This window comes from Mesorhizobium sp. M0062 (assembly GCF_040323125.1).
In the GTDB taxonomy this organism is placed as follows: domain Bacteria; phylum Pseudomonadota; class Alphaproteobacteria; order Rhizobiales; family Rhizobiaceae; genus Mesorhizobium.
In genome coordinates this window covers 76,791-95,306 of the sequence record NZ_JAMYUO010000026.1, presented here as the reverse complement: position 1 = coordinate 95,306, position 18,516 = coordinate 76,791, and the positions used below count along the sequence as shown (strand labels likewise).

At 63.5% G+C, this 18,516-nt stretch carries 19 protein-coding genes; 4 read left to right on the top strand and 15 right to left on the bottom strand.

The window, feature by feature from the left end:
- Positions 1–63: 63 nt before the first annotated feature.
- From NKJ64_RS24910 to NKJ64_RS24865, 10 genes are all read right to left on the bottom strand, one after another.
- Positions 64–945, bottom strand: coding sequence for an AAA family ATPase (locus NKJ64_RS24910; RefSeq protein WP_352463515.1), 882 nt, complete (start codon positions 943–945; stop codon positions 64–66).
- A 7-nt stretch (positions 946–952) separates the two neighbouring features.
- On the bottom strand, positions 953–1,957 hold the full coding sequence (locus tag NKJ64_RS24905; protein WP_352463514.1) for a xanthine dehydrogenase family protein molybdopterin-binding subunit: 1,005 nt from the start codon (positions 1,955–1,957) through the stop codon (positions 953–955).
- Position 1,958: 1 nt separating this feature from the next.
- Positions 1,959–3,326 (bottom strand): xanthine dehydrogenase family protein molybdopterin-binding subunit, encoded by a 1,368-nt coding sequence (locus tag NKJ64_RS24900; protein ID WP_352463513.1) that lies wholly within the window; start codon positions 3,324–3,326, stop codon positions 1,959–1,961.
- A gap of 11 nt (positions 3,327–3,337) precedes the next feature.
- Positions 3,338–3,820, bottom strand: coding sequence for a (2Fe-2S)-binding protein (locus NKJ64_RS24895; RefSeq protein WP_023752952.1), 483 nt, complete (start codon positions 3,818–3,820; stop codon positions 3,338–3,340).
- Positions 3,821–3,880: 60 nt separating this feature from the next.
- Positions 3,881–4,672: an FAD binding domain-containing protein gene (locus NKJ64_RS24890; RefSeq protein ID WP_352463512.1), complete on the bottom strand. Its 792-nt coding sequence runs from the start codon at positions 4,670–4,672 to the stop codon at positions 3,881–3,883.
- A gap of 16 nt (positions 4,673–4,688) precedes the next feature.
- On the bottom strand, positions 4,689–5,132 hold the full coding sequence (locus tag NKJ64_RS24885) for an SRPBCC family protein (RefSeq protein WP_023696209.1): 444 nt from the start codon (positions 5,130–5,132) through the stop codon (positions 4,689–4,691).
- A gap of 113 nt (positions 5,133–5,245) precedes the next feature.
- Positions 5,246–6,073 (bottom strand): AraC family transcriptional regulator, encoded by an 828-nt coding sequence (locus tag NKJ64_RS24880; protein ID WP_023696208.1) that lies wholly within the window; start codon positions 6,071–6,073, stop codon positions 5,246–5,248.
- 149 nt (positions 6,074–6,222) lie between these two features.
- Positions 6,223–6,993, bottom strand: coding sequence for an SDR family oxidoreductase (locus NKJ64_RS24875; RefSeq protein WP_031246147.1), 771 nt, complete (start codon positions 6,991–6,993; stop codon positions 6,223–6,225).
- A 39-nt stretch (positions 6,994–7,032) separates the two neighbouring features.
- Positions 7,033–8,031, bottom strand: a complete 999-nt coding sequence (locus NKJ64_RS24870) for an ABC transporter permease (protein WP_023673048.1) — start codon at positions 8,029–8,031, stop codon at positions 7,033–7,035.
- Between the two features lie 41 nt (positions 8,032–8,072).
- The gene (locus NKJ64_RS24865; protein ID WP_023673049.1) at positions 8,073–8,813 is read right to left on the bottom strand and encodes an ATP-binding cassette domain-containing protein; all 741 of its coding nucleotides are present in this window, start codon (positions 8,811–8,813) and stop codon (positions 8,073–8,075) included.
- A 466-nt stretch (positions 8,814–9,279) separates the two neighbouring features.
- On the opposite strand from NKJ64_RS24865, the gene NKJ64_RS24860 reads away from it, so the two are divergent.
- Positions 9,280–10,269 carry a sugar-binding protein gene (locus tag NKJ64_RS24860; RefSeq protein ID WP_023673050.1) on the top strand — a complete coding sequence of 330 codons (990 nt, stop codon included), beginning with the start codon at positions 9,280–9,282 and terminating at the stop codon, positions 10,267–10,269.
- A 179-nt stretch (positions 10,270–10,448) separates the two neighbouring features.
- Positions 10,449–11,231, top strand: a complete 783-nt coding sequence (locus NKJ64_RS24855; RefSeq protein ID WP_023673051.1) for a FadR/GntR family transcriptional regulator — start codon at positions 10,449–10,451, stop codon at positions 11,229–11,231.
- Positions 11,232–11,249: 18 nt separating this feature from the next.
- Here the strand turns inward: NKJ64_RS24855 and NKJ64_RS24850 are convergent, their stop codons facing one another.
- Complete coding sequence (locus NKJ64_RS24850) at positions 11,250–12,188, bottom strand: NAD(P)-dependent oxidoreductase (RefSeq protein ID WP_023687954.1); 939 nt, start codon at positions 12,186–12,188, stop codon at positions 11,250–11,252.
- Between the two features lie 117 nt (positions 12,189–12,305).
- Here NKJ64_RS24850 and NKJ64_RS24845 point away from each other — a divergent pair, with 117 nt between their 5' ends.
- Positions 12,306–13,196, top strand: a complete 891-nt coding sequence (locus NKJ64_RS24845) for an NAD-dependent epimerase/dehydratase family protein (protein ID WP_352463511.1) — start codon at positions 12,306–12,308, stop codon at positions 13,194–13,196.
- Between the two features lie 118 nt (positions 13,197–13,314).
- Positions 13,315–14,091 carry a FadR/GntR family transcriptional regulator gene (locus NKJ64_RS24840; protein WP_352463510.1) on the top strand — a complete coding sequence of 259 codons (777 nt, stop codon included), beginning with the start codon at positions 13,315–13,317 and terminating at the stop codon, positions 14,089–14,091.
- Between the two features lie 149 nt (positions 14,092–14,240).
- Here the strand turns inward: NKJ64_RS24840 and NKJ64_RS24835 are convergent, their stop codons facing one another.
- The 4 genes from NKJ64_RS24835 to NKJ64_RS24820 all read right to left on the bottom strand — a co-directional run bounded on the left by NKJ64_RS24835 (position 14,241) and on the right by NKJ64_RS24820 (position 18,455).
- A complete protein-coding gene (locus tag NKJ64_RS24835; RefSeq protein ID WP_352463509.1) occupies positions 14,241–15,347 on the bottom strand; it encodes a Gfo/Idh/MocA family protein in 1,107 nt (368 codons plus the stop codon).
- 33 nt (positions 15,348–15,380) lie between these two features.
- The gene (locus NKJ64_RS24830) at positions 15,381–16,217 is read right to left on the bottom strand and encodes an ATP-binding cassette domain-containing protein (protein WP_050588122.1); all 837 of its coding nucleotides are present in this window, start codon (positions 16,215–16,217) and stop codon (positions 15,381–15,383) included.
- Positions 16,214–17,329: an ABC transporter permease gene (locus NKJ64_RS24825; RefSeq protein ID WP_031197030.1), complete on the bottom strand. Its 1,116-nt coding sequence runs from the start codon at positions 17,327–17,329 to the stop codon at positions 16,214–16,216. Before NKJ64_RS24825 ends, NKJ64_RS24830 begins: the two co-directional genes overlap by 4 nt.
- A gap of 157 nt (positions 17,330–17,486) precedes the next feature.
- Entirely contained in the window at positions 17,487–18,455 is a 969-nt protein-coding gene (locus NKJ64_RS24820; protein WP_023687959.1) for a rhizopine catabolism ABC transporter substrate-binding protein, read from the bottom strand.
- Between the last annotated feature and the right edge of the window lie 61 nt (positions 18,456–18,516).

Here is an 18,516-nt window from a genome sequence, read left to right as displayed (position 1 = left end):
GCCAGCGTTGCAGAGTGCCCAGGTGAGGCCACCTCGCTATGAACGAGCTGTTGACCTCACACGTCACCCCAGCGCCTCCTCGACAATCTGGCCAAGCTCCGGCGCGATCGCGGACAAATCCTCCTCGTCCTTGATCAGCACACCGATGGCTCGGCGGAAGGCTTGCGGCCATGGGCTGCCGCCCTTCTCCAGTATGGTGGCGGCGTTGGCCCATTCGACGGCCTCGGAGATGCCGGGCGGCTTGGCCAGTGGCCGCGCGCGGATCGACTGCACGGCATTCGCCACGGCGCGCGCGGTGGTCTCGGCGACATCGCCGGCGCGCAGCATGATGATGGCGGCTTCGCGCTCGGCGTCGGGATAGCCGATCCAGTGATAGACGCAACGCCGACGCAGCGCCTCCGCCAGTTCGCGGGTTCGGTTCGAGGTCAGGATGACGATCGGCTGCGCTTCGGCGCGGATGGTGCCGCGTTCGGGAATGCTGATCTGGAAGTCGGAGAGGAATTCCAGAAGTAGCGCTTCGAATTCGTGGTCGGAGCGGTCGATCTCGTCGACCAGCAGCACGCGCTGCTCCGGCGCCCGCAGCACCTGCAGCAATGGCCGCGCGATCAGAAAGCGGTCGTCATAGATGTCGATCTCATGCTCGCCGGCATGGCGGATGGCGAGCAGCTGGCGCTGGTAGTTCCATTCGTAGAGCGCGTGTGCTGCGTCGATGCCTTCATAGCATTGCAGCCGCACCAGATCGCGGCCAAGCAGTTGCGCGATCGCCTTCGCAGCTTCGGTCTTGCCAACGCCGGGCGCGCCTTCCAGCAGCAGCGGCTTGCCGAGCCGTATGGCCAGGAAGATGGCGGTGGCCAGGCTGTCGTCGGCGAGGTAGCGCGATCCAGCGAGGTGGCGTGCCACCGCCTCCGGCGAGGTCGCGACAGTCTCGGCATTCGGCTCCTGCATGTCGTCCTCAGTTCGCCGCTTGCGCTTTCAGCGCGCGCAAGATGCGTTCCGGCGTGATCGGCAGCGTGTCGATGCGCACGCCGACGGCGTCGAAGACGGCATTGGCAACCGCGGGGATCTGCGGGTTCGCGCACATTTCGCCTGGCCCTTTGGCGCCATAAGGCCCGTCGGCCGAAGGCCGCTCCAGCACGATGATCTCGGTTTGGGCGAGATCGCCCGGTCCCGGCATCAGATACTGGTTGAAGTCGGTGCCGCCATGGTCGCGGTTGGGATAATAGGGCTCGGTCGTTTCGTAGAGCGCGTGGCTGATGCCCATCCAGGAACCGCCGACCAGTTGCTGCTCGACCATTTTCGGGTTCAGCGCGCGGCCGATCTCGAAGACGTTCTTGACGGTCAGCACCGTAACCTCGCCCGTCTCGTCATCGACCTCGACCTCGGCCACCGTGCAGGCATGGGCGTAGCAGGTCGACGGCTTCATCGCGCCGGTCTCTTTCTCCGGATAGGAGCGCGGGATCAGGAACATGCCGCGGCCTGAGATCGAGCGGCCACGCTTGAAATGAGCCGACAGCGCGACATCGAAGATCGAGACCGACTTTTGCGGCGCGCCCTTGACCAGAATGTTGCCCTGGCCATCAGTTTCGAGATCGGAAGCGTTGACCTCCAGCTCTTCCGCCGCCACTTCCAGCATCACCTGGCGCGCTTCCTTGGCCGCCTGGATGACGGCGTTGCCGGCGCGGTGGGTGCCGCGCGAGGCGAAGGTGCCCATGCAGTGCGGACCGGTGTCGGTGTCGGCGGTGTCGATGGTAACCCGGTCCGTCGGCACGCCGATGGTCTCGGCGCAGATCTGCGCCATGATCTGCTTCAAGCCCTGACCGAGATCGACGCTGGAAAGCGTCACCATGAAATTGCCGGTCGGCGTCGAATGCACCAGCGCCTGCGTCGGGTCGCCGCCAAGGTTCATGCCCGTCGGATAGTTGATCGCGGCGACGCCGCGTCCGCGCCTTAGCGCCATCTCAAGCTCCCTTCTTGTAGGAGGACATCGCCATATACTTCTCCGCCACAGCCCAGTTGGCGGCGCGCGACGCCTCCTGCATACACTCGATCAGCGCCGCTCCTTCGGTCGGCTGGCGATGCGCCTTCATGTCGCCATCGCGATAGGCGTTGATGAAGCGGAATTCGAGCGGGTCCATGCCGATCAGCCGCGCCAGCTTGTCCATCTGCACCTCAAGCGCGAAGTCGCCGATGGTGACGCCGAAGCCGCGCATGGCGGAGGAGGGTGTACGGTTGGTGTAGACGCAGTAGGTGTCGATCCAGACATTGGGGATGGTGTAGGGGCCGGGATAGTGCGCGGCACCCTTCTGCGCACCGTAGGGCGAGTGGCGCGAATAGGCGCCGGCATCGGTATAGCCGGTCACCTTGCGCGCCACGATGCGGCCATCGTTCATCACGCCATCCTTGATGATTATCTTTTCGGCGGCGCGCGGCGAGGAGATCTGCATCTCCTCTTCGCGGCTGTAGATGAAGGAGACTGGGCGTCCGGTTTGTTTAGCGCCAAGAATGGCGATCGGCTCGACGATGACGTCGACCTTGCCGCCGAAGCCGCCGCCGACAGTGCCGCCGACGAAATGCAGTTTTGAGCCGGGCATCTGCAGGATGATCGAGGCGTTGTCGAGGGTGAAGAACATCGCCTGGGTGTTGGTGTAGCAGGTGAAGCGGTCATTGCCTTCGGGCACCACGACGCAACCGGTGGTCTCGGTCGGCGCATGCTCGATGGGCGAGGATTGATAACTCTGTTCGAGGATGTGGTCGGCGCCGGCGAAGCTCGCCTCGACATCGCCGAAGCGCACCTTGCGGCATTCGCCGCTGTCATAGAGATAATAGTTCTGGCCGTGATATTCATTGACCAAAGGCGCGCCGGGCTTCAGCGCTTCTTCCATGTCGAAGACGGCCGGCAGCACCTCGTAGTCGACCTTGACCTTGGCTGCCGCTTCCTGAGCCGCGCGCTCGGTCTCGGCCAGCACCGCCGCCACCGCCTCGCCCTTCCAGCGTACCTTGCCGTCGGCCAGCACCGTCTCGTCTTCCGGTCCGACCTGGATCAGGATCAGGATGGTGTAGACATTGTGCGGCACATCCCTGGCGGTGAGGATTTTCACCACGCCGGGATGCTTCTCCGCTTCGGAAGTGTCGATCGAACGGATGCGGGCATGGTGGTGCGGACTGCGCACCATTTTCAGGTGAAGCATATTCGGGAAGTTGCGGTCGGCGAAATAGGCGGTCTTGCCCGTCACATGTCCCGGCGAATCCAGCCGAGGCCGCCCATGGCCGATCTCGTGCAGGCCGTCCTTGCGCTGATCGGCGAAATAGTTTTTGCGCAGTTCCATTCTTTTGATCCTTAGGCCGCGTTCTGCGAATTGGCTCGGGCCGCCGTCAGCACCGCCTGGATGATCGGCTCGTAGCCGGTGCAGCGGCAGATATTGCCGGACAGCGCCTCGACCACATCCTCGCGGCTCGGATTGGGCGTGTGGTCAAGCAGCACCTTGGCGGCCATGATCATGCCAGGCGTGCAGAAGCCGCATTGCGTGGCGAAGGCATCGAGGAAGGCACGCTGCAGCGGATGCAGGACGCCGGCCTCAGCGAGGCCCGATGTGGTGCGGATGTCGGCGCCGCTGCAGGTCTCGGCCAGGGTCAGGCAAGAGAGCCGGAGTTCGCCGTCGATGATGACCGAACAGGCGCCGCAGGTGCCCTGGTGGCAGCCGCCCTTGGGCGAGGTGTCGCCGATCTTGTCGCGCAGCGCGTGCAGCAGCGTCGTGCCGCTGTCGACAAATTCGGCCTTCTCCGAGCCGTTGAGCGTGAACTGAACCGGAACCTTTGCCATGTTTTCCTCCCAGCGCGCCTGCCCGATTGATCGGACAGACGCGCGCCCCCCAAGCGGTGGTTAAGTAAGCAGCCGGCCGAGATGGACCGGCAGAACCTCGGCGCGATACCAGGCGCTGGCGATCGGGTCGGTGATTGGCGAAGTGCCTTCACCGGCTGCAGCCAGCGCCGCTGCGACGCCGTCCTGGTCAAGCCTGCTGCCGATCAGTGCCTTTTCCGCCGCACGGGCGCGCATCGGCCGGTCTGCCATGCAGCCGAGCGCGATCCGCGCCGAGGAGACAGTGCCGTCGCCGGCCTGTTCGAGAACGGCAGCGACGCTGAGCACCGAGACGCCCTTCGGCTTGACCCGCGACACTTTCAGGAAGCGCAAATTCTCGGCCTTCGGCAACGCGAAGGCGACTGATGTGACAATGGCGCGGCTGCCGTCCCGCTTGGCCAGGAAATCCTCGATAGGCAATTCCCCATCATCGGTGCCAACCGTCGCATCCAGCGCCAGCAGGGCGACAGCGAAATCACCGTAGGGCGCGGGTGCGAACAGATTGCCGCCGACAGTCGCCATATTGCGGATTGCCGGGCCGCCGACGGCGCGTGCGGCCTTGGACAGCGCCGCAAGCTCCGGATGGCGGGCGATAGCCGCCATCGTCACCGAAGCGCCTATGCGGACCTTGCCGCCGGCAACAGTGATCCCGGAAAGGGTCGGATCGGTCGAGCGGACAAGGCCGGAGACGGAGATATCGCCTTCATTGGCGGCGCGCACGACCAGTGTGCCGCCGCCGAGATAGCGGGTGCCGGGCGCCTTCAGCGCCGCGTTGGCATCCCTGACGGCCGAAAAGGTCTGGAGGGCAAGCGCCATGGCAGTCTCCCCTGACTCAGCTCTGGCCAGAAAAGTGGCTCTTCAACGCATTGAAGCCACCCTGGAAGACATTGGCGGCCATGCCGGCGGCGATCTTGTCGGCCTCTTCGGGCGCCGCGTCGAAGGTTGCTGTCCATTCGGCATAGGTGCGGTCGCCGTCGGTAACGCGGCGCAATTGCAGCGTCGCCTTGTGATTGGTCAGCGGCTGCGGCGTCTCCAGGATGGAGTAGCTGACGCGGAAATTCGCGTCGGAGAAGTCGAGCAGTTTTTCGCGGATACGCGCGCCGCTGGCGAGCTCGAAATTACGCACGCAGCCGATGGTTTCGGCGCTCTTGCCGTCTTCGATATGGCTCTTGACCATGCGCGGATGCCAGCCCGGCAGGTCATTGAAGTCGCGTATGCGCGCCCAGACCTTTTCGACCGGCGCGTCGATGACGCTGGAGACGGTGACTTCAGCCATATGATCATTCCCCTACGAATTCGATACGCAGCAGGGTAGGGCGGCGGCCGGTGCTGCGCTTATCAATGGGTCTTGCGGCCCTATCAAGGAGTCTGAAAAACGAGCGGCTTGGCTCAGGCCATGGCCCGCGCCGCCTCGCGGTAAAGCGTCGGCGGCACGCCGACATGGTCGCGGAAGAAGCGCGAGAAATTGCCCTGGGTGGTGAAGCCGAGATTGCAGGCGACCGAGATCAGGGGCTCCTGCGACCACTGCAGCTGCCGCACGGCTTCCTCCATGCGCAGCGTGTTCCAGTAGACATTGGGCGTCAGATTGGTCTGTTCCTTGAACAAAGCGAAGAAATGCGGCCGCGACAAGCCAACGCTGCGGGCGACGTCGTCGAACGAGATGCGTTCGCAGACATTGGCCTTCATCAGCTGGATTGCCTTGCGGACGCGAAAGTCCTGCATGGTGTTGATGCGGATGCGTACCTCCGGCGGCGCCGAGGCGTCGGCGGCGTCGAGCACGCTATCGATGAAGCGCTCGATCTCGTAATTGGCGACGTCGTCGATGCTTTCATTTTCGCTCAAATGGTCGAGCAGATTGGCGGCGGCCTGGTGCAGCCATGGTTCGAGCGTGATTGCGGCCTGTGCAAACAACGGCGCCGACGAAGGCAGGTCGCGGCGCCGGCGCGCCCAATCCGGATCGATGTAGAAGGCGAGGAACAGGCCGGGCCTGCCGTTCTGCGACAGAATGTGGCTGTGCGGCTGGTAGGAATTGATGCCGGCGGCGGTGCCGGGACCCAGCGGCACCGTCTCGCGGCCGACGGTCATCTCGCCGGCCGTGCCCTCCAGCCAGATGATGATGTGGGCCTCGACATGCGCATGGGTGACGAAGTCGCTGGCGACATTCAGGACAGAAACATGTCCGAACCGGCCCCAATAGAGCCTGATCGCGTCCGTCATGGGTATACCTCCCGCAGACGACTGGCCTCCCTTCGCCTGCAACGGGATTGTGCGGCTGAGTTCGGGCTCGCGTCAAGGCGCGGGGCGAAAGCCGCTGTGTGCTGCCGGCCGTAGTGGTGGATTTTCAGACTGAGCGATAGGGTTTCCCGTCAAACCGAAGCCGTCATGCCGCCGTCGACATAAAGCGTATGGCCGTTGACGAAGGATGAGGCGTCGGAGGCGAGGAACACGGCGGCGCCGATCAGTTCGTCGACATACCCCCAGCGGCCAGCCGGCGTGCGCTTTTCCAGCCAGGCGGAGAATTCCTGGTTGTCGACCAGCGCCTGGTTCATCTCGGTGCGGAAATAGCCGGGGGCGATGGCATTGACCTGCAAGCCGTATTTCGCCCAGTCGGTGCACATGCCACGTGTCAAATTGCGGATTGCGCCCTTGGTGGCCGTATAGGGCGCGATGTTGGGCCGGGCGAGTTCGCTCTGCACCGAGCCGATGTTGATGATCTTGCCCTTGCCGCGCGCGATCATATTGCGGGCGACCGCCTTGCCGGCATGGAAGGCGCCGGAGACATTGGTCTTGAACAGCCGCTCCCACTGCTCCTCGGGAAAGTCCTCGAGCGGAGCGCGGAACTGCACGCCGGCATTGTTGATCAGGATGTCGATGGCGCCGATCTCGGCCTCGATGCGGGCGACATCGGCATCGACCGCGCGAAAATCCGTCACGTCGAAGGTCGAGGGGTGCGCTTTGAAGCCAGCGTCGCGCAAGCCGGCGACAGCACCGGCAACCTTGCCGGCATCGCGGCCGTTGAGCACGACACTTGCGCCATGCTCGGCAAGGCCGCGCGCCAGCGCCAGGCCGATGCCCTGGCCGGAGCCGGTGATCAGCGCCAGCCGGCCGTTGAGCTCGAACAGGGATTTCGATGTCAAGGCAACGGTTTCCAGCCGAAAGGTTCAGTCCAAAAACATTCAGTCATTGCGCCTGAAGTTGCGGATCCGGTCGAACAGCACCGCGAGCAGGATGGCGCCGCCGATGAACACGCCTTGCCAGAAAGCATTGATGCCGAGCAGACCAAGGCTGTTGCGGATCACTTCGATGAGCGCGGCACCGACAATAGCGCCGAAGGCGGTGCCGACGCCGCCGGCGAGATTGGCGCCGCCAATGACCGTGGCGGCGATGACCTGCAATTCCATGCCGGTTCCGAGATTGGTGGTGACGGCGCCCAGCCATCCGGTCTGGATGATGCCGGCAATGCCCGCCGCCAGCGCCGAGATCATATAGACGGCGACCTTGATCTGCTTGACGGGAACGCCGGTCAGCGTCGCCGCGTGCTCATTGCCGCCAATGGCGAAGATGTGGCGGCCAAACTTGGTCCAGCGCAGCGTGAAGCCGGTGATCAGCGCCAAAAGGATCATGTAGAGCACCGGATTGGCGATGCCGAACACCCAGGCACCGCCGCCCAGCGCCAGAAGCTTGTCGTGATCCGGGCCGAACTGGAAGACGACGGTGTTGTTGGAGGCGACCATGGCGAGGCTGCGGGCAATCGACAGCATACCGAGCGTCACCACGAAGGGTGGAAAGCCGAGATAGGCGATCATGATGCCGTTGAAGGCGCCTATGGCGAGCGCGGTGGCGATCGAGGCGAGGATGCCGACCTCGATGGAGTAGCCGGCATGCATGGTGACGGCCAGCACCATCGACGACAGGCAGAGCACCGAACCGACCGACAGGTCGATGCCACCTGTGATGATGACGAAGGTCATGCCGAGCGCGATGATGGCGACGAAGGTGATGTTGCGGGTGATGTTGTAAAGGTTCTTCGACGTGGCGAAGGCGTCGGTGGCAAAAGACAGGAACAGGCAGGCCAGGATGACCGCGATCACCACCCAGAAGGTCTGGCTGGCAAACAGTCTTGCCGGCAAGGATTGCTGCTTTTGTTCGATCGGCTGGTCAATTGTCAGTGCCATCGTCGACCTTCATGTGCTGTGCGTGGTGAAATTCGCTGAGATCAAACCTGTTCGATGGCGCCGGTGATCAGCCCGGTGACTTCCTCGGGCGAACTTGACGCAATCGTCTTGTCGGCGACCTTGCGGCCGCGCCGCATGACGATGACGCGGTCGGCGACGGTGAACACGTCAGGCATGCGGTGGCTGATCAGCACCACTGCGATGCCCTGGTCGCGCAAATGGCGGATCAGGTTCAGCACTTCGGCGACCTGGCGCACCGAGATCGCGGCCGTCGGTTCGTCCATCAACACGATCTTCGCCTGCGACAGCATGGTGCGCGCGATCGCTACTGCCTGGCGCTGGCCGCCCGACATCTGCTTGACGAGGTCGCGCGGACGGGTCTCGGACTTCAACTCGGCGAAGAGCTGGCCGGCGCGCTTGTACATGGCGGCATAGTCGAGGATGCGTAAAGGGCCGAAGCCGCGGCGCAATTCACGGCCGAGATAGACATTGGCGGCAGCGGTCAGATTGTTGCACAGCGCCAGGTCCTGGTGGACGATCTCGATGCCGTGCTGGCGAGCTTCCGCCGGCTTGTGCAGGATCAACTCCTTGCCGTCCATGCGCATGACGCCATGGCTGGGGCGGAAATTGCCGGCGATCATCTTGACCAGCGTCGACTTGCCGGCGCCGTTGTCGCCCATCAGGCCGACCACCTGTCCGGGCTCGATCGACAGCGATACGTCGTTGACCGCCTGGATGGCGCCGAAATGCCTCGAGATATTGGTGAGTTCGAGAACCGCCACCAGTCTTTGCCTCCCCGTGTTTTGCGACCCGCTGCTGTTCCCGGCGTGAATGCCGGCGCTGCTTTGGCCCCGCTCTCCCCATCTCCTCCCGGAAACAGCGTCAGCGTTCTTTTACGCAAAAGCCGGCGCTCGTCAATCAATTGTCGGACGAATTGAAGCCTTGGTTATCCAAAAATCCGTTTTGTAGGACAAATAGCATTGACGTTGGCCGCAAGCCGATATTAGCTAAGCGTCGGAGGAGATTATGCCGATGCCGCTGGCGGTTAGCCGGGCGGAATCGGCGGAGGTTTATCGGTCGAGGTTGCGGCGCCACCCTTGTGTTGAGCCGGGCCAATGCCGCATCTGGAAATGCTTATCGATCTGTCTTGGCGACACGAGTGCTCGTGAAACGAACCTCGGTCATTAAGCATCCGGTCGATCTGTGTGGCGGGCACGCCGTGTCCGTCTGTTTCAAGGGAGGACTGACATGAGGAAAACACTTTTGCTCGCCGCCGTCGCCGCCATGGCGCTGGGCGCCGGGCCGGCTTTGGCCAAGAAACAGCTCGTCATCGTGGTGAAGGGTCTCGACAATCCATTCTTCGAAGCCATCCACCAGGGCTGCGAGAAATGGAACAAGGAAAATGCCAGCTCGGAATATGAATGCTTCTACACCGGCCCGGCATCGACCTCCGACGAGGCCGGCGAAGCGCAGATCGTTCAGGACATGCTGAGCAAGGCCGACACGGTGGCAATGGCGATTTCGCCATCCAACGCGCCGCTGATCGCTCAGACGATCAAGACCGCCAATCCGACGATCCCGATCATGACGCTCGACGCCGATCTCAGCAAGGAAGATGCCGCGCTGCGCAAGACCTATCTCGGCACCGACAACTATTTGATGGGTCACAAGATCGGCGAGTACATCAAGAAGGGCAAGCCGAACGGCGGCACGATCTGTACCATCGAAGGCAATCCCGCGGCCGACAACATCCTGCGCCGCGCGCAGGGCATGCGTGACGCGCTGTCGGGCAAGGAAGGCCTGGCGGCACTTGCCGGCGAAGGCGGCTGGACCGAAGTCGCCGGTTGCCCGGTGTTCACCAATGACGACGGCGCCAAGGGCGTGCAGGCGATGACCGACATCCTCGCCGCCAATCCCAAGCTCGACGCCTTCGGCATCATGGGCGGCTGGCCGCTGTTTGGCGCACCGCAGCCCTATCGCGACCTGTTCGGGCCGCTCAAGGACCGCATCGCCAGCAACGACTTCGTCATCGGCGCCGCCGATACGATCGGCGATGAAGTGGCGATCGCCCGTGACGGCCTTGTAACCGCTCTGGTTGGTCAGCGGCCGTTCGAAATGGGCTACAAGGCACCGTCGGTGATGATCGATTTGGTCGAAGGCAAGGCCGTCGCCGATCCGGTGTTCACCGGCCTCGACGAATGCACAAAGGACACGGTCGACACCTGCATCCAGAAGTAGGTTCTCGATTTCGGGGCGCCCTTTGACGGGCGCCCCGTCTCTTCCCGGACGGACGCAACGGTTGGGGCAGCAGGCTCCGGCTTTGACGCGTCTGTAGTTTGGATTTTCGGCAACGAGATCGGCGCGCCGTGCAGGTTCGGACCAGTCCGGACGCAGACGGCCGACGCATTGGAACGTGAATGCCGGACGAGAAATCAAAGAAGCGAACCGAGCGGGCCAAGGCACAAGCCAGCCGCGGTCCGGCTGTCATGCGCAGGGCCGGTGCCGCCCATTTTCCGGGAGCGAGCGTCCATGTCTCGCTGGCCGGCGAGATCGGCCTCAGAATCGTGCGCGGCGATTATCCGCCCGGCACCATTCTGCCCAACGAGGCCAAATGGGCCGAGATCTTCGATGTCAGTCGTTCGGCGGTGCGCGAAGCCATCAAGATGCTGATGGCCAAAAGCCTGCTGGCTTCACGGCCCAAGATCGGCAGTTGGGTCGAGCCCAGGGAACGCTGGAACCTGCTCGACCGCGATGTGCTGGCCTGGTACGCGACCGGGCCGGACCGGGAAGCCTTCCTGCGCACGGTGCAGGAGTTCCGTCACATCATCGAGCCGGAAGCGTCGGCCTTTGCCGCCACGCGGCGCAACGACGAGCAGATGGACGAGATCAGCCAGGCCTGTCGTGAGATGGGCGAGGCTCTGAACCTGCAGGAGCGTATCCGCGCCGATACGCGTTTTCACCTCGCCATACTGCGCGCCTCGGGCAACGATCTGCTGGTGCCGCTTGGCGTTCTGATCGAGTCGGCGCTCGATCATCTCTTTGTCTTCGTCACACGCGAGACCAGCGATCAGCGGCGGGCGCAGGCGCTGCATGAGGCGATCGAGAAGAACATCCGCCTGCAGCGTCCTGCGGCCGCGCGCAATGCGGTGCACAAACTGCTCGCCAACACCGACGATGTTATCGGCCGGTCGAGGCGCTGACACAGGCTTTTCGCCACCTCAAATCGTCTGCTTCTTGCCATCCTTGCTGGGCATCAGGTCGACGCCGTTGACCTTGCCGATATATGTCGCCAGCATCGGCACGAATTGCTCGGCCGGGCCAGTGGCATGGGCACCGGCGAAGGAGTTCTTGGTGGCGTTGCCGAGCGGGTTGGCGATGCCGGCCGCGCCCGCCATCGATTCCAGATAGGTCAGGTCCTTGAAGGCGTTGGCGATGGTGAATTTATGTGCGTCGCGGTCGCCCTCCAGCGTCCAGCGCATGAAGGTCTGGTAGAAGCCGCAATCCATGCGGCCGTTGCGGATGACGCTGTCGAAACGCGGTGGCGAGATGCCGACCTTTTCGGCCAGCGCCAGCGCCTCGGAATAGATCGCGGCATAGCCCAGCGAGATGAAGTTGTTGAGCAGCTTCATGCGGTGGCCGTCACCTGTATCGCCAATATGGACGATGCGGCCGGCCCAGGTTTCGATGACCGGCTTCACACGGGCAAACAGCGCGTCGGGCGCGCCGACCATGGCGTCGAGCGTGCCTTCCCAGGCTTCCTTCGGGGTGCGGCTGAGCGGTGCATCGACGAAGTCGACGCCGATCTCCTTCAGTTCCGCCGCCAGCGCCACCGTCGAGACCGGATCGGCGGTCGAGCAGTCGACGACGACCGAACCCTTCTTCAAGCCCTCCTTGAGGCCGCCGGGGCCGCGGATGATGGCTTCCACTTCGCGCGAGCCGGTGACGCAGATGAAGACGATGTCGGACGCCGCCGCCACGTCGCGCGAAGTCGCCGCCTCCTTGGCGCCCCGGCCAATCAGGTCCTCCGCCGGCTTGCGGTTCTTGCGGCCGAGGAAGGTCAGGCCATAGCCCTTGTCGACGATGTTCTTGGCAATACCGTGCCCCATCAGGCCAAGGCCGATAAAGCCGATCTTTTCGCTCGCGGCGGTCGTGGTCATGTCTTGAAGTCCTGTTGCGATGATTGATAGTGGGCGCCGCCGTCTGGCGGGCGAGGGTGGTTGCGGAATGCCATATTGTCTGACAATACACGGAAATCCTAGGCATTGGAGACGAAAATGACGAAGCGGATCATGTTCACCGGCGGCAGCGGCAAGGCCGGTCGCCATGTCGTGCAATATCTGGTCGAACAGGGCTGCCAGGTGCTCAACATCGACACCAAGCCGCTCGACAATCCCAAGGTGCGCACGCTGATCACCGACATCACCGACAGCGGCCAGGTGTTCAACGCGCTGTCGAGCTATATGGGCCTGCATGAATTCGACCCGTCGCTGCGGCCGCAGCCGGTCGATGCCGTGGTGCATTTCGCCGCCATACCGCGCATCATGATCACGACCGACAATGAGGTGTTCCGCATCAATGCGATGGGCACCTACAACGTCATCGAGGCGGCCGTGAAGCTCGGCATCCCGAAGGTGGTGATCGCGTCCAGCGAGACCACCTATGGCGTGGTGTTCGCCAACGAGCCGCGCGATCCCAAATATTTCCCACTCGACGAAGAATACGACGTCGATCCGATGGACAGCTATGCTCTGTCCAAGGTCGTCAACGAGCACACGGCGCGCGCCTTTGCGCAGCGCAACGGCACCGATATCTATGCCTTGCGCATCGGCAACGTCATCGAACCGCACGAATATTCGCTGTTTCCGAAGTGGTTTGCCGATCCGGGCTTTCGCAAGCGCATCGCCTGGAGCTATGTCGACGCGCGCGATCTCGGCCAGATCACGCTGCGCGCCGTTGAAACGGACGGGCTCGGCTTCCAGGTGTTCAACGCCGCCAATGACGACACCTCGTCCGACCTGCCGACCGCGGAACTGTTGAAGCGGTTTTATCCCGACGTGCCGGTCAAGACGAAGCTCGGCGAATATGAAACGCTGCTTTCCAACCGCAAGGCCAGGGACATGCTCGGCTTCCGTCCCGAGCACAGCTGGCGCAAATACGTCAAATAGGTCTGGCAAATTGGGCTTTGGGGCAAGGTTATAACCTGATCTGTGCACAGCCACAGGCTTTGCCGCCTGCGCCCGGCCCTCTGCTTGACAGCTTTCGAAATCCGGACTTTGTGGATGCATGAGGGACGGAAAGCCGAATAAGGGAAAGAAGTCTGACAAGACTGAGACAGCCGAGCGCCCGGCTGCCGTTCGGCGGGCTGACGCCACCCGGGTGCCCGGCACCAGCGTGCATGCCTCGCTGGCCAGCGAAATCGGGCTTCGGATCGTGCGCGGCGACTATCCGCCAGGCACCATCCTGCCCAATGAAGCCAAATGGTCCGAAACCTTCAACGTCAGTCGCTCTGCGGTGCGCGAAGCGATCAAGATGCTGATGGCCAAAAGCCTTTTGGCATCGCGCCCCAAGATCGGCAGTTGGGTGGAGCCCAGGGAGCGCTGGAACCTGCTCGATCGCGATGTGCTCGCCTGGTACGCGACCGCGCCCGACCGTGAGGTGTTCCTGAAGACGGTGCAGGAATTCCGCCACATCATCGAGCCGGAAGCGACTGCCTTCGCAGCCATGCGACGCACCGAGGAGCAGATGGCCGAGATCAGCCAGGCCTGCCGCGAGATGGGCGAGGCGTCGAGCCTGCAGGAGCGCACGCGCGCCGACACACGTTTCCATCTGGCCATCCTGCGTGCCTCCGGCAATGACCTGCTGGTGCCGCTCGGCGTGCTGATCGAATCCGCCTTCGATCATCTGTTCACCTATACGACGCGCGAACTCGACGATCTGCAGCATGCACAGCAACTGCACGAGGCGATCGAGAAGGCCATCCGCCTGCAGCGGCCGGAGGCGGCCCGCAACGCGGTGCGCAAGCTGCTCGCCAATACAGACGGCGTCATCAACACCCGGTAGGATGTGCTGAAATTCAGGTGAGGCGGGCCTGCAAACGCCGGCTTTCTGCGCTTCCGGTGCTCACGTACTTAAGTACGCTCCGCTCCGGTTCTCGAAACCCAATGTTTTCGGCGCGGCCTGACCTGAATCTCAACACATCCTGCGAGCGCTCAGCCGGCCTGCGAAGTGGCCAAATGCTGCTTGGTCAGCGCGATCAGCAGCGCCTGGTCGCGCGCGGCGTGCTCGGGGCGGTTGACCACCTCGTCGCCATTGACGATCGCACCCCAGAAGCCGCGCAGTTCCTCGATGAAGGCTTCGCCGTAGCCGGCGCGCAGATCCTTCGCCGACAGTGTGTGGCCGTCCGAGGTCTTCACAGTCAGCCGGGTCGGGTGATGGTTGAGCCAGGGCGAGGGGAATTCGAGCTCGAGGCTGGCATCGTCGAAGAACAGCGTGATGCGCTCCTTGTAGTCGGCGAGCTTCGGCACGGTCAGATGCGTCATGGTCCACAGCGCCTGGCCGTCGAGCAGTTTTACCGCGCCCTGGCCGCCATCGCCATTGGCGAAGATCTGCGCGCCGACGACCTCCCCATCCGGCACGCTGAGCGCGTCGAGCAGGCCGTGTACGGCATTCACATCGTGAATCAAGGCGGAGCTGTAAGCGGCGGTAAATCCACGGAAAGCCAGATCGTTGAAAGGCTGGCCGATAGCGCGTTCGACCTGTTGTTTCTGCCTGGCTTGCGCGGCGGCAATCAGCTCCTCGGGAATGTCGTTGCCGCGCTTGTAGCGCTGGTGGGCGATGAACGGCCAGGCGTCGGGATCGTTGACCTCGACCGAGACGGACCGCAGCGTCTTTGCCGTGCCGGGCAGCGAGGCCAGCGCCAGCCGGTAGCTCGGATCGAAGCGCTTCATATAGCCGACCTGCATGACCTTGCCGGCCTTGTCGCGCGCGGCGACGATCTCGGCGATTTCCGCCGGGGAATAGCAGAGCGGCTTTTCGCAGAAGACATGCAGGCCGCGCCCGAGTGCGGCCAGCACCTGCTCGTGATGCAGCGGGTCGGGCGAGCCGATCACGACGGCGTCGAGCTTATGGTCGAACAGTTGCTCCGGCTTTTCGAAATTGGCGAAGCCGTGAACTTCGCTGACATATTCCCGCGAAATCCTTGACGGGTCGGCGACGCCGACCAGTTCGAACAGGTCGCCGAGCCGCAACAGGTTTGGAATATGCTCGACCTGCGAAATCATGCCGGCGCCGATGACGCCGACCCGTATCCTGCTCATGCTGTCATTACTCTCTGCAAAAGTGTTCCAGGCTCAGGGTGCGGCGGCCGGCCGATTGCCGATCTGCGCCAACAGCCCGGCAATCTCAGCTTCCACCGCCTTCAGATCCTCGCCGCCCGACATGATGGAAATCACCTCGTCGCGCGAGATCTCGGACTTTGCGTATGTGCCGCGATTGCGGCCGCGGTTGAGCAGCGTGAAAGTGTCACCGACAGGGTAGGCGTGGTGGATGTTGTGGCTGATGAAGATCACCGCCAGCCCGCGCATGCGCGCCTCGATGATGAATTTCAGCACCATGGCCGCCTGATGCACGCCGAGCGCCGAGGTCGGCTCGTCAAGGATCAGCACCTTTGCGCCGAAGTGGACTGCGCGCGCGATTGCCACCGATTGGCGCTCGCCGCCCGACAGCGTGCCGACGGCCTGCGTCGGGTCGCGCACGTCGATGCCGATATCGGCCATCGCCTGGCGGGCAATTGTGTTGGCGCGCTCCTTGTCGAAGCGCGAGAAGGGCAGGCGGCTTCTGGTCGGCTCGCGGCCGAGGAAGAAGTTGCGCGTGATCGACATCAGCGAGATCATGCCGAGGTCCTGGAAGACCGTCGCGACGCCGAGGTCCTGCGCGTCGCGCGGGCTGCGGAACGTGACGGGCTTGCCGTCGACGAAAATCTCGCCCTTGGTCGGCCGGTGCACGCCCGACAGAACCTTGATCAGCGTCGACTTGCCGGCGCCGTTGTCGCCCAGCAAGCAGTGCACCTCGCCGGGATAGACCTTGATGTCGATATCTTGGAGCGCGCGCACCGAGCCGAAATTGACCGACACACCACGCAATTCCATGGCTGGCTGGATGACCGGGGACGGGTTTGGGTAGGTCATTTGCCACCTCCGCGTCCGAGCGCCTTGAGGCGGATGTAGTTGTTGACCAGCACGGCCATCAAAATGACGATGCCGAGGAAGACCTTGAACCAGTCGGTGTCGATGCCGGTGTAGAAGATGCCCATCTGCACCAGGCCGAAGATCAGCGCGCCGAACAGCACGCCATAGACGGTGCCATAGCCGCCGGTGAGCAGCACGCCGCCGATGACCGCGGCGATAATTGCCTCGAATTCCTTGAGCAGGCCGCGCGTGGTGTCGGCGGAGCCGGCCTCCATCACCTGGATGGTGGCAAGCAAGGTCGCGGCACAGGCGGTGTAGATGAACAGCGCGATCTTAACCCGGTCGACCGGCACGCCGACATTGCGGGCGGCATTGAGGTCGCCGCCGGTGGCGAATATCCAGTTGCCGTATTTGGTCTGGGTCAAGACATAGCCGGCAAGCGCTGTCAGGCCGAGCCACCAGACGATCGACATCGGAATGCCGACGACGAAGGGAATGCCGTCGGTCCGGGTGGCGATCCAACCTTGCGTGCCCATCCATTGGAAGAAGCCGGTCAGGAGATGGCCGTTGAACAGGCCCGCGGTTGCCGGGTCCGGTGCGCCGTCGAGGATGTAGGGGATCTGCGTGCGGCCGGTGACGGCGCGGGTAATGCCGATCGACAGGCCGCGCAGGATGTAGAGCGACGCCAGCGTCACGATGAAGGAGGGCAGGCGGGTCTTCACAACGATCAGGCCGTTGACGTAGCCGGTGAGGATGGCGACAGCGAAGGCGCAGGCGATGCCGCCCCACAGCGGCAGGCCCCAATATTTCACCGTCAGTCCGATGACGACGCCGGCGAAGCCGACCATCGAGCCGACGGAGAGATCGAACTCGCCGGCGATGATGAGAAGGGCTGCGGCCGTGGCGATGATGCCGAGTTCGGCTGCCAGCGTCAGGAAGGTCATCGACCCCTGCAGCGAATAGAGGTTCGATGCACCCGGCAGCAGGGCGAAGATGATAATGGTGGCGATGAGGCCGCCGGCGGCACCGGCTTCGGGCCGGCGAAGCCATTGAGTCAGCCGGCCGGTGCTGGCCAGCCGCTCGTCAGCACCGGCCGCCCGTTTCGACATCATGCCGAAACGGTCCTTGCCCAGTACCCCGGGCGCCGGCGCTTCTGGAGGTATCGCCTTGTCTTCCACAACAGCCATTAGGCTCCCCAATCGCTCACTTCGCAATCTCGACCAGAGACGGGGAGCGCATGGCGGCTCCCCGATCCGTTTTGGTCTTGCCTTAGCGGATGCCGTCCTTGGCGAGCGCTAGGATCGCCTTGGCCTTGTCGGGCGAGTCGATGAACAGCGGGCCGGTGTAGGCGTTGTTCTGCGGCCAGAAGCCATGTGTGGCATGCTCGACCAGATAGATCACCGGCAGGTATCCCATCAGATATTGCTGTGCGTCCATGCCGAAGCCCATTTCGCCGGCGACGACGGAATCCAGGACTTCGGGGCTGATGTCGAAGGTGTAGAGCTTGATCTTGCCGAACAATTCCTTCTGCCGGAAGAACGGGATCAGCGGATTGGCGGCGGTGGCGCCGAGCGCAAACACCGCCTGGGTGTCGGGATGCGCCGACAGATAGGCCTCGGTGCGGCGCTGGATGTCGGCCGGATCGGGCGACACGGTAAGCACCTCGGTGCCGCCGCCTGACGGCTTCAGCCCGTCATTCAACCCCTGGCAGCGCTGGTCGAGGCTGACATTGCCGACCTCGTGGTTGATGCAGACGACTTTGAGCGTGCCTTCCTTGGCCAGCCGCTCGCCGGCCTTCTTGCCGGAATCATATTCGGAGACGGTGCCGACATAGAGAGAGGTGCCGAGTTCGGCGCCTTCCTTCTCGCCGGAATCCAGCACGACCATCGGAATGTTGGCGGCAAGTCCGGCCTTGACCGATTTGCCGAGCGCATTGGCGTCGGCAATGGAGACGGCGATGCCGTCGGGATTGGTGGCGATGGCCGCGTCGAGCAGGCGGGCCTGCTCGACCACGTCGAACACTTGCGGCGCATAATATTCGACCTTGGCGCCGGTGAGCGCCGCCGCATCGTCGACGCCGCGCTTGACCACCGACCAGTAGGGATCGGAGGCCGAGCCATGCACCACGAAGGTGATGCGGACATCCTTGGGATCCTTCAGGCCGGCCGCTTGCACGACGCCCGCCAGCATACTCATCGAGACAAGCGCGCCGAGCGCCAGTTTCAGAACAGTCTTCATGTCATTCTCCCATTGTCGTTGCAGTTCCAATTCCCTCTTTGCGCCTCGGCCGACGGATCGG

Bases quoted from the DNA above. Each gene is read 5' to 3' on its own strand.
- NKJ64_RS24910 (WP_352463515.1), bottom strand. From the start codon at position 945: ATGCAGGAGCCGAATGCCGAGACTGTCGCGACCTCGCCGGAGGCGGTG.
- NKJ64_RS24905 (WP_352463514.1), bottom strand. From the start codon at position 1,957: ATGGCGCTAAGGCGCGGACGCGGCGTCGCCGCGATCAACTATCCGACG.
- NKJ64_RS24900 (WP_352463513.1), bottom strand. From the start codon at position 3,326: ATGGAACTGCGCAAAAACTATTTCGCCGATCAGCGCAAGGACGGCCTG.
- NKJ64_RS24895 (WP_023752952.1), bottom strand. From the start codon at position 3,820: ATGGCAAAGGTTCCGGTTCAGTTCACGCTCAACGGCTCGGAGAAGGCC.
- NKJ64_RS24890 (WP_352463512.1), bottom strand. From the start codon at position 4,672: ATGGCGCTTGCCCTCCAGACCTTTTCGGCCGTCAGGGATGCCAACGCG.
- NKJ64_RS24885 (WP_023696209.1), bottom strand. From the start codon at position 5,132: ATGGCTGAAGTCACCGTCTCCAGCGTCATCGACGCGCCGGTCGAAAAG.
- NKJ64_RS24880 (WP_023696208.1), bottom strand. From the start codon at position 6,073: ATGACGGACGCGATCAGGCTCTATTGGGGCCGGTTCGGACATGTTTCT.
- NKJ64_RS24870 (WP_023673048.1), bottom strand. From the start codon at position 8,031: ATGGCACTGACAATTGACCAGCCGATCGAACAAAAGCAGCAATCCTTG.
- NKJ64_RS24860 (WP_023673050.1), top strand. From the start codon at position 9,280: ATGAGGAAAACACTTTTGCTCGCCGCCGTCGCCGCCATGGCGCTGGGC.
- NKJ64_RS24855 (WP_023673051.1), top strand. From the start codon at position 10,449: ATGCCGGACGAGAAATCAAAGAAGCGAACCGAGCGGGCCAAGGCACAA.
- NKJ64_RS24850 (WP_023687954.1), bottom strand. From the start codon at position 12,188: ATGACCACGACCGCCGCGAGCGAAAAGATCGGCTTTATCGGCCTTGGC.
- NKJ64_RS24845 (WP_352463511.1), top strand. From the start codon at position 12,306: ATGACGAAGCGGATCATGTTCACCGGCGGCAGCGGCAAGGCCGGTCGC.
- NKJ64_RS24840 (WP_352463510.1), top strand. From the start codon at position 13,315: ATGAGGGACGGAAAGCCGAATAAGGGAAAGAAGTCTGACAAGACTGAG.
- NKJ64_RS24835 (WP_352463509.1), bottom strand. From the start codon at position 15,347: ATGAGCAGGATACGGGTCGGCGTCATCGGCGCCGGCATGATTTCGCAG.
- NKJ64_RS24830 (WP_050588122.1), bottom strand. From the start codon at position 16,217: ATGACCTACCCAAACCCGTCCCCGGTCATCCAGCCAGCCATGGAATTG.
- NKJ64_RS24825 (WP_031197030.1), bottom strand. From the start codon at position 17,329: ATGATGTCGAAACGGGCGGCCGGTGCTGACGAGCGGCTGGCCAGCACC.
- NKJ64_RS24820 (WP_023687959.1), bottom strand. From the start codon at position 18,455: ATGAAGACTGTTCTGAAACTGGCGCTCGGCGCGCTTGTCTCGATGAGT.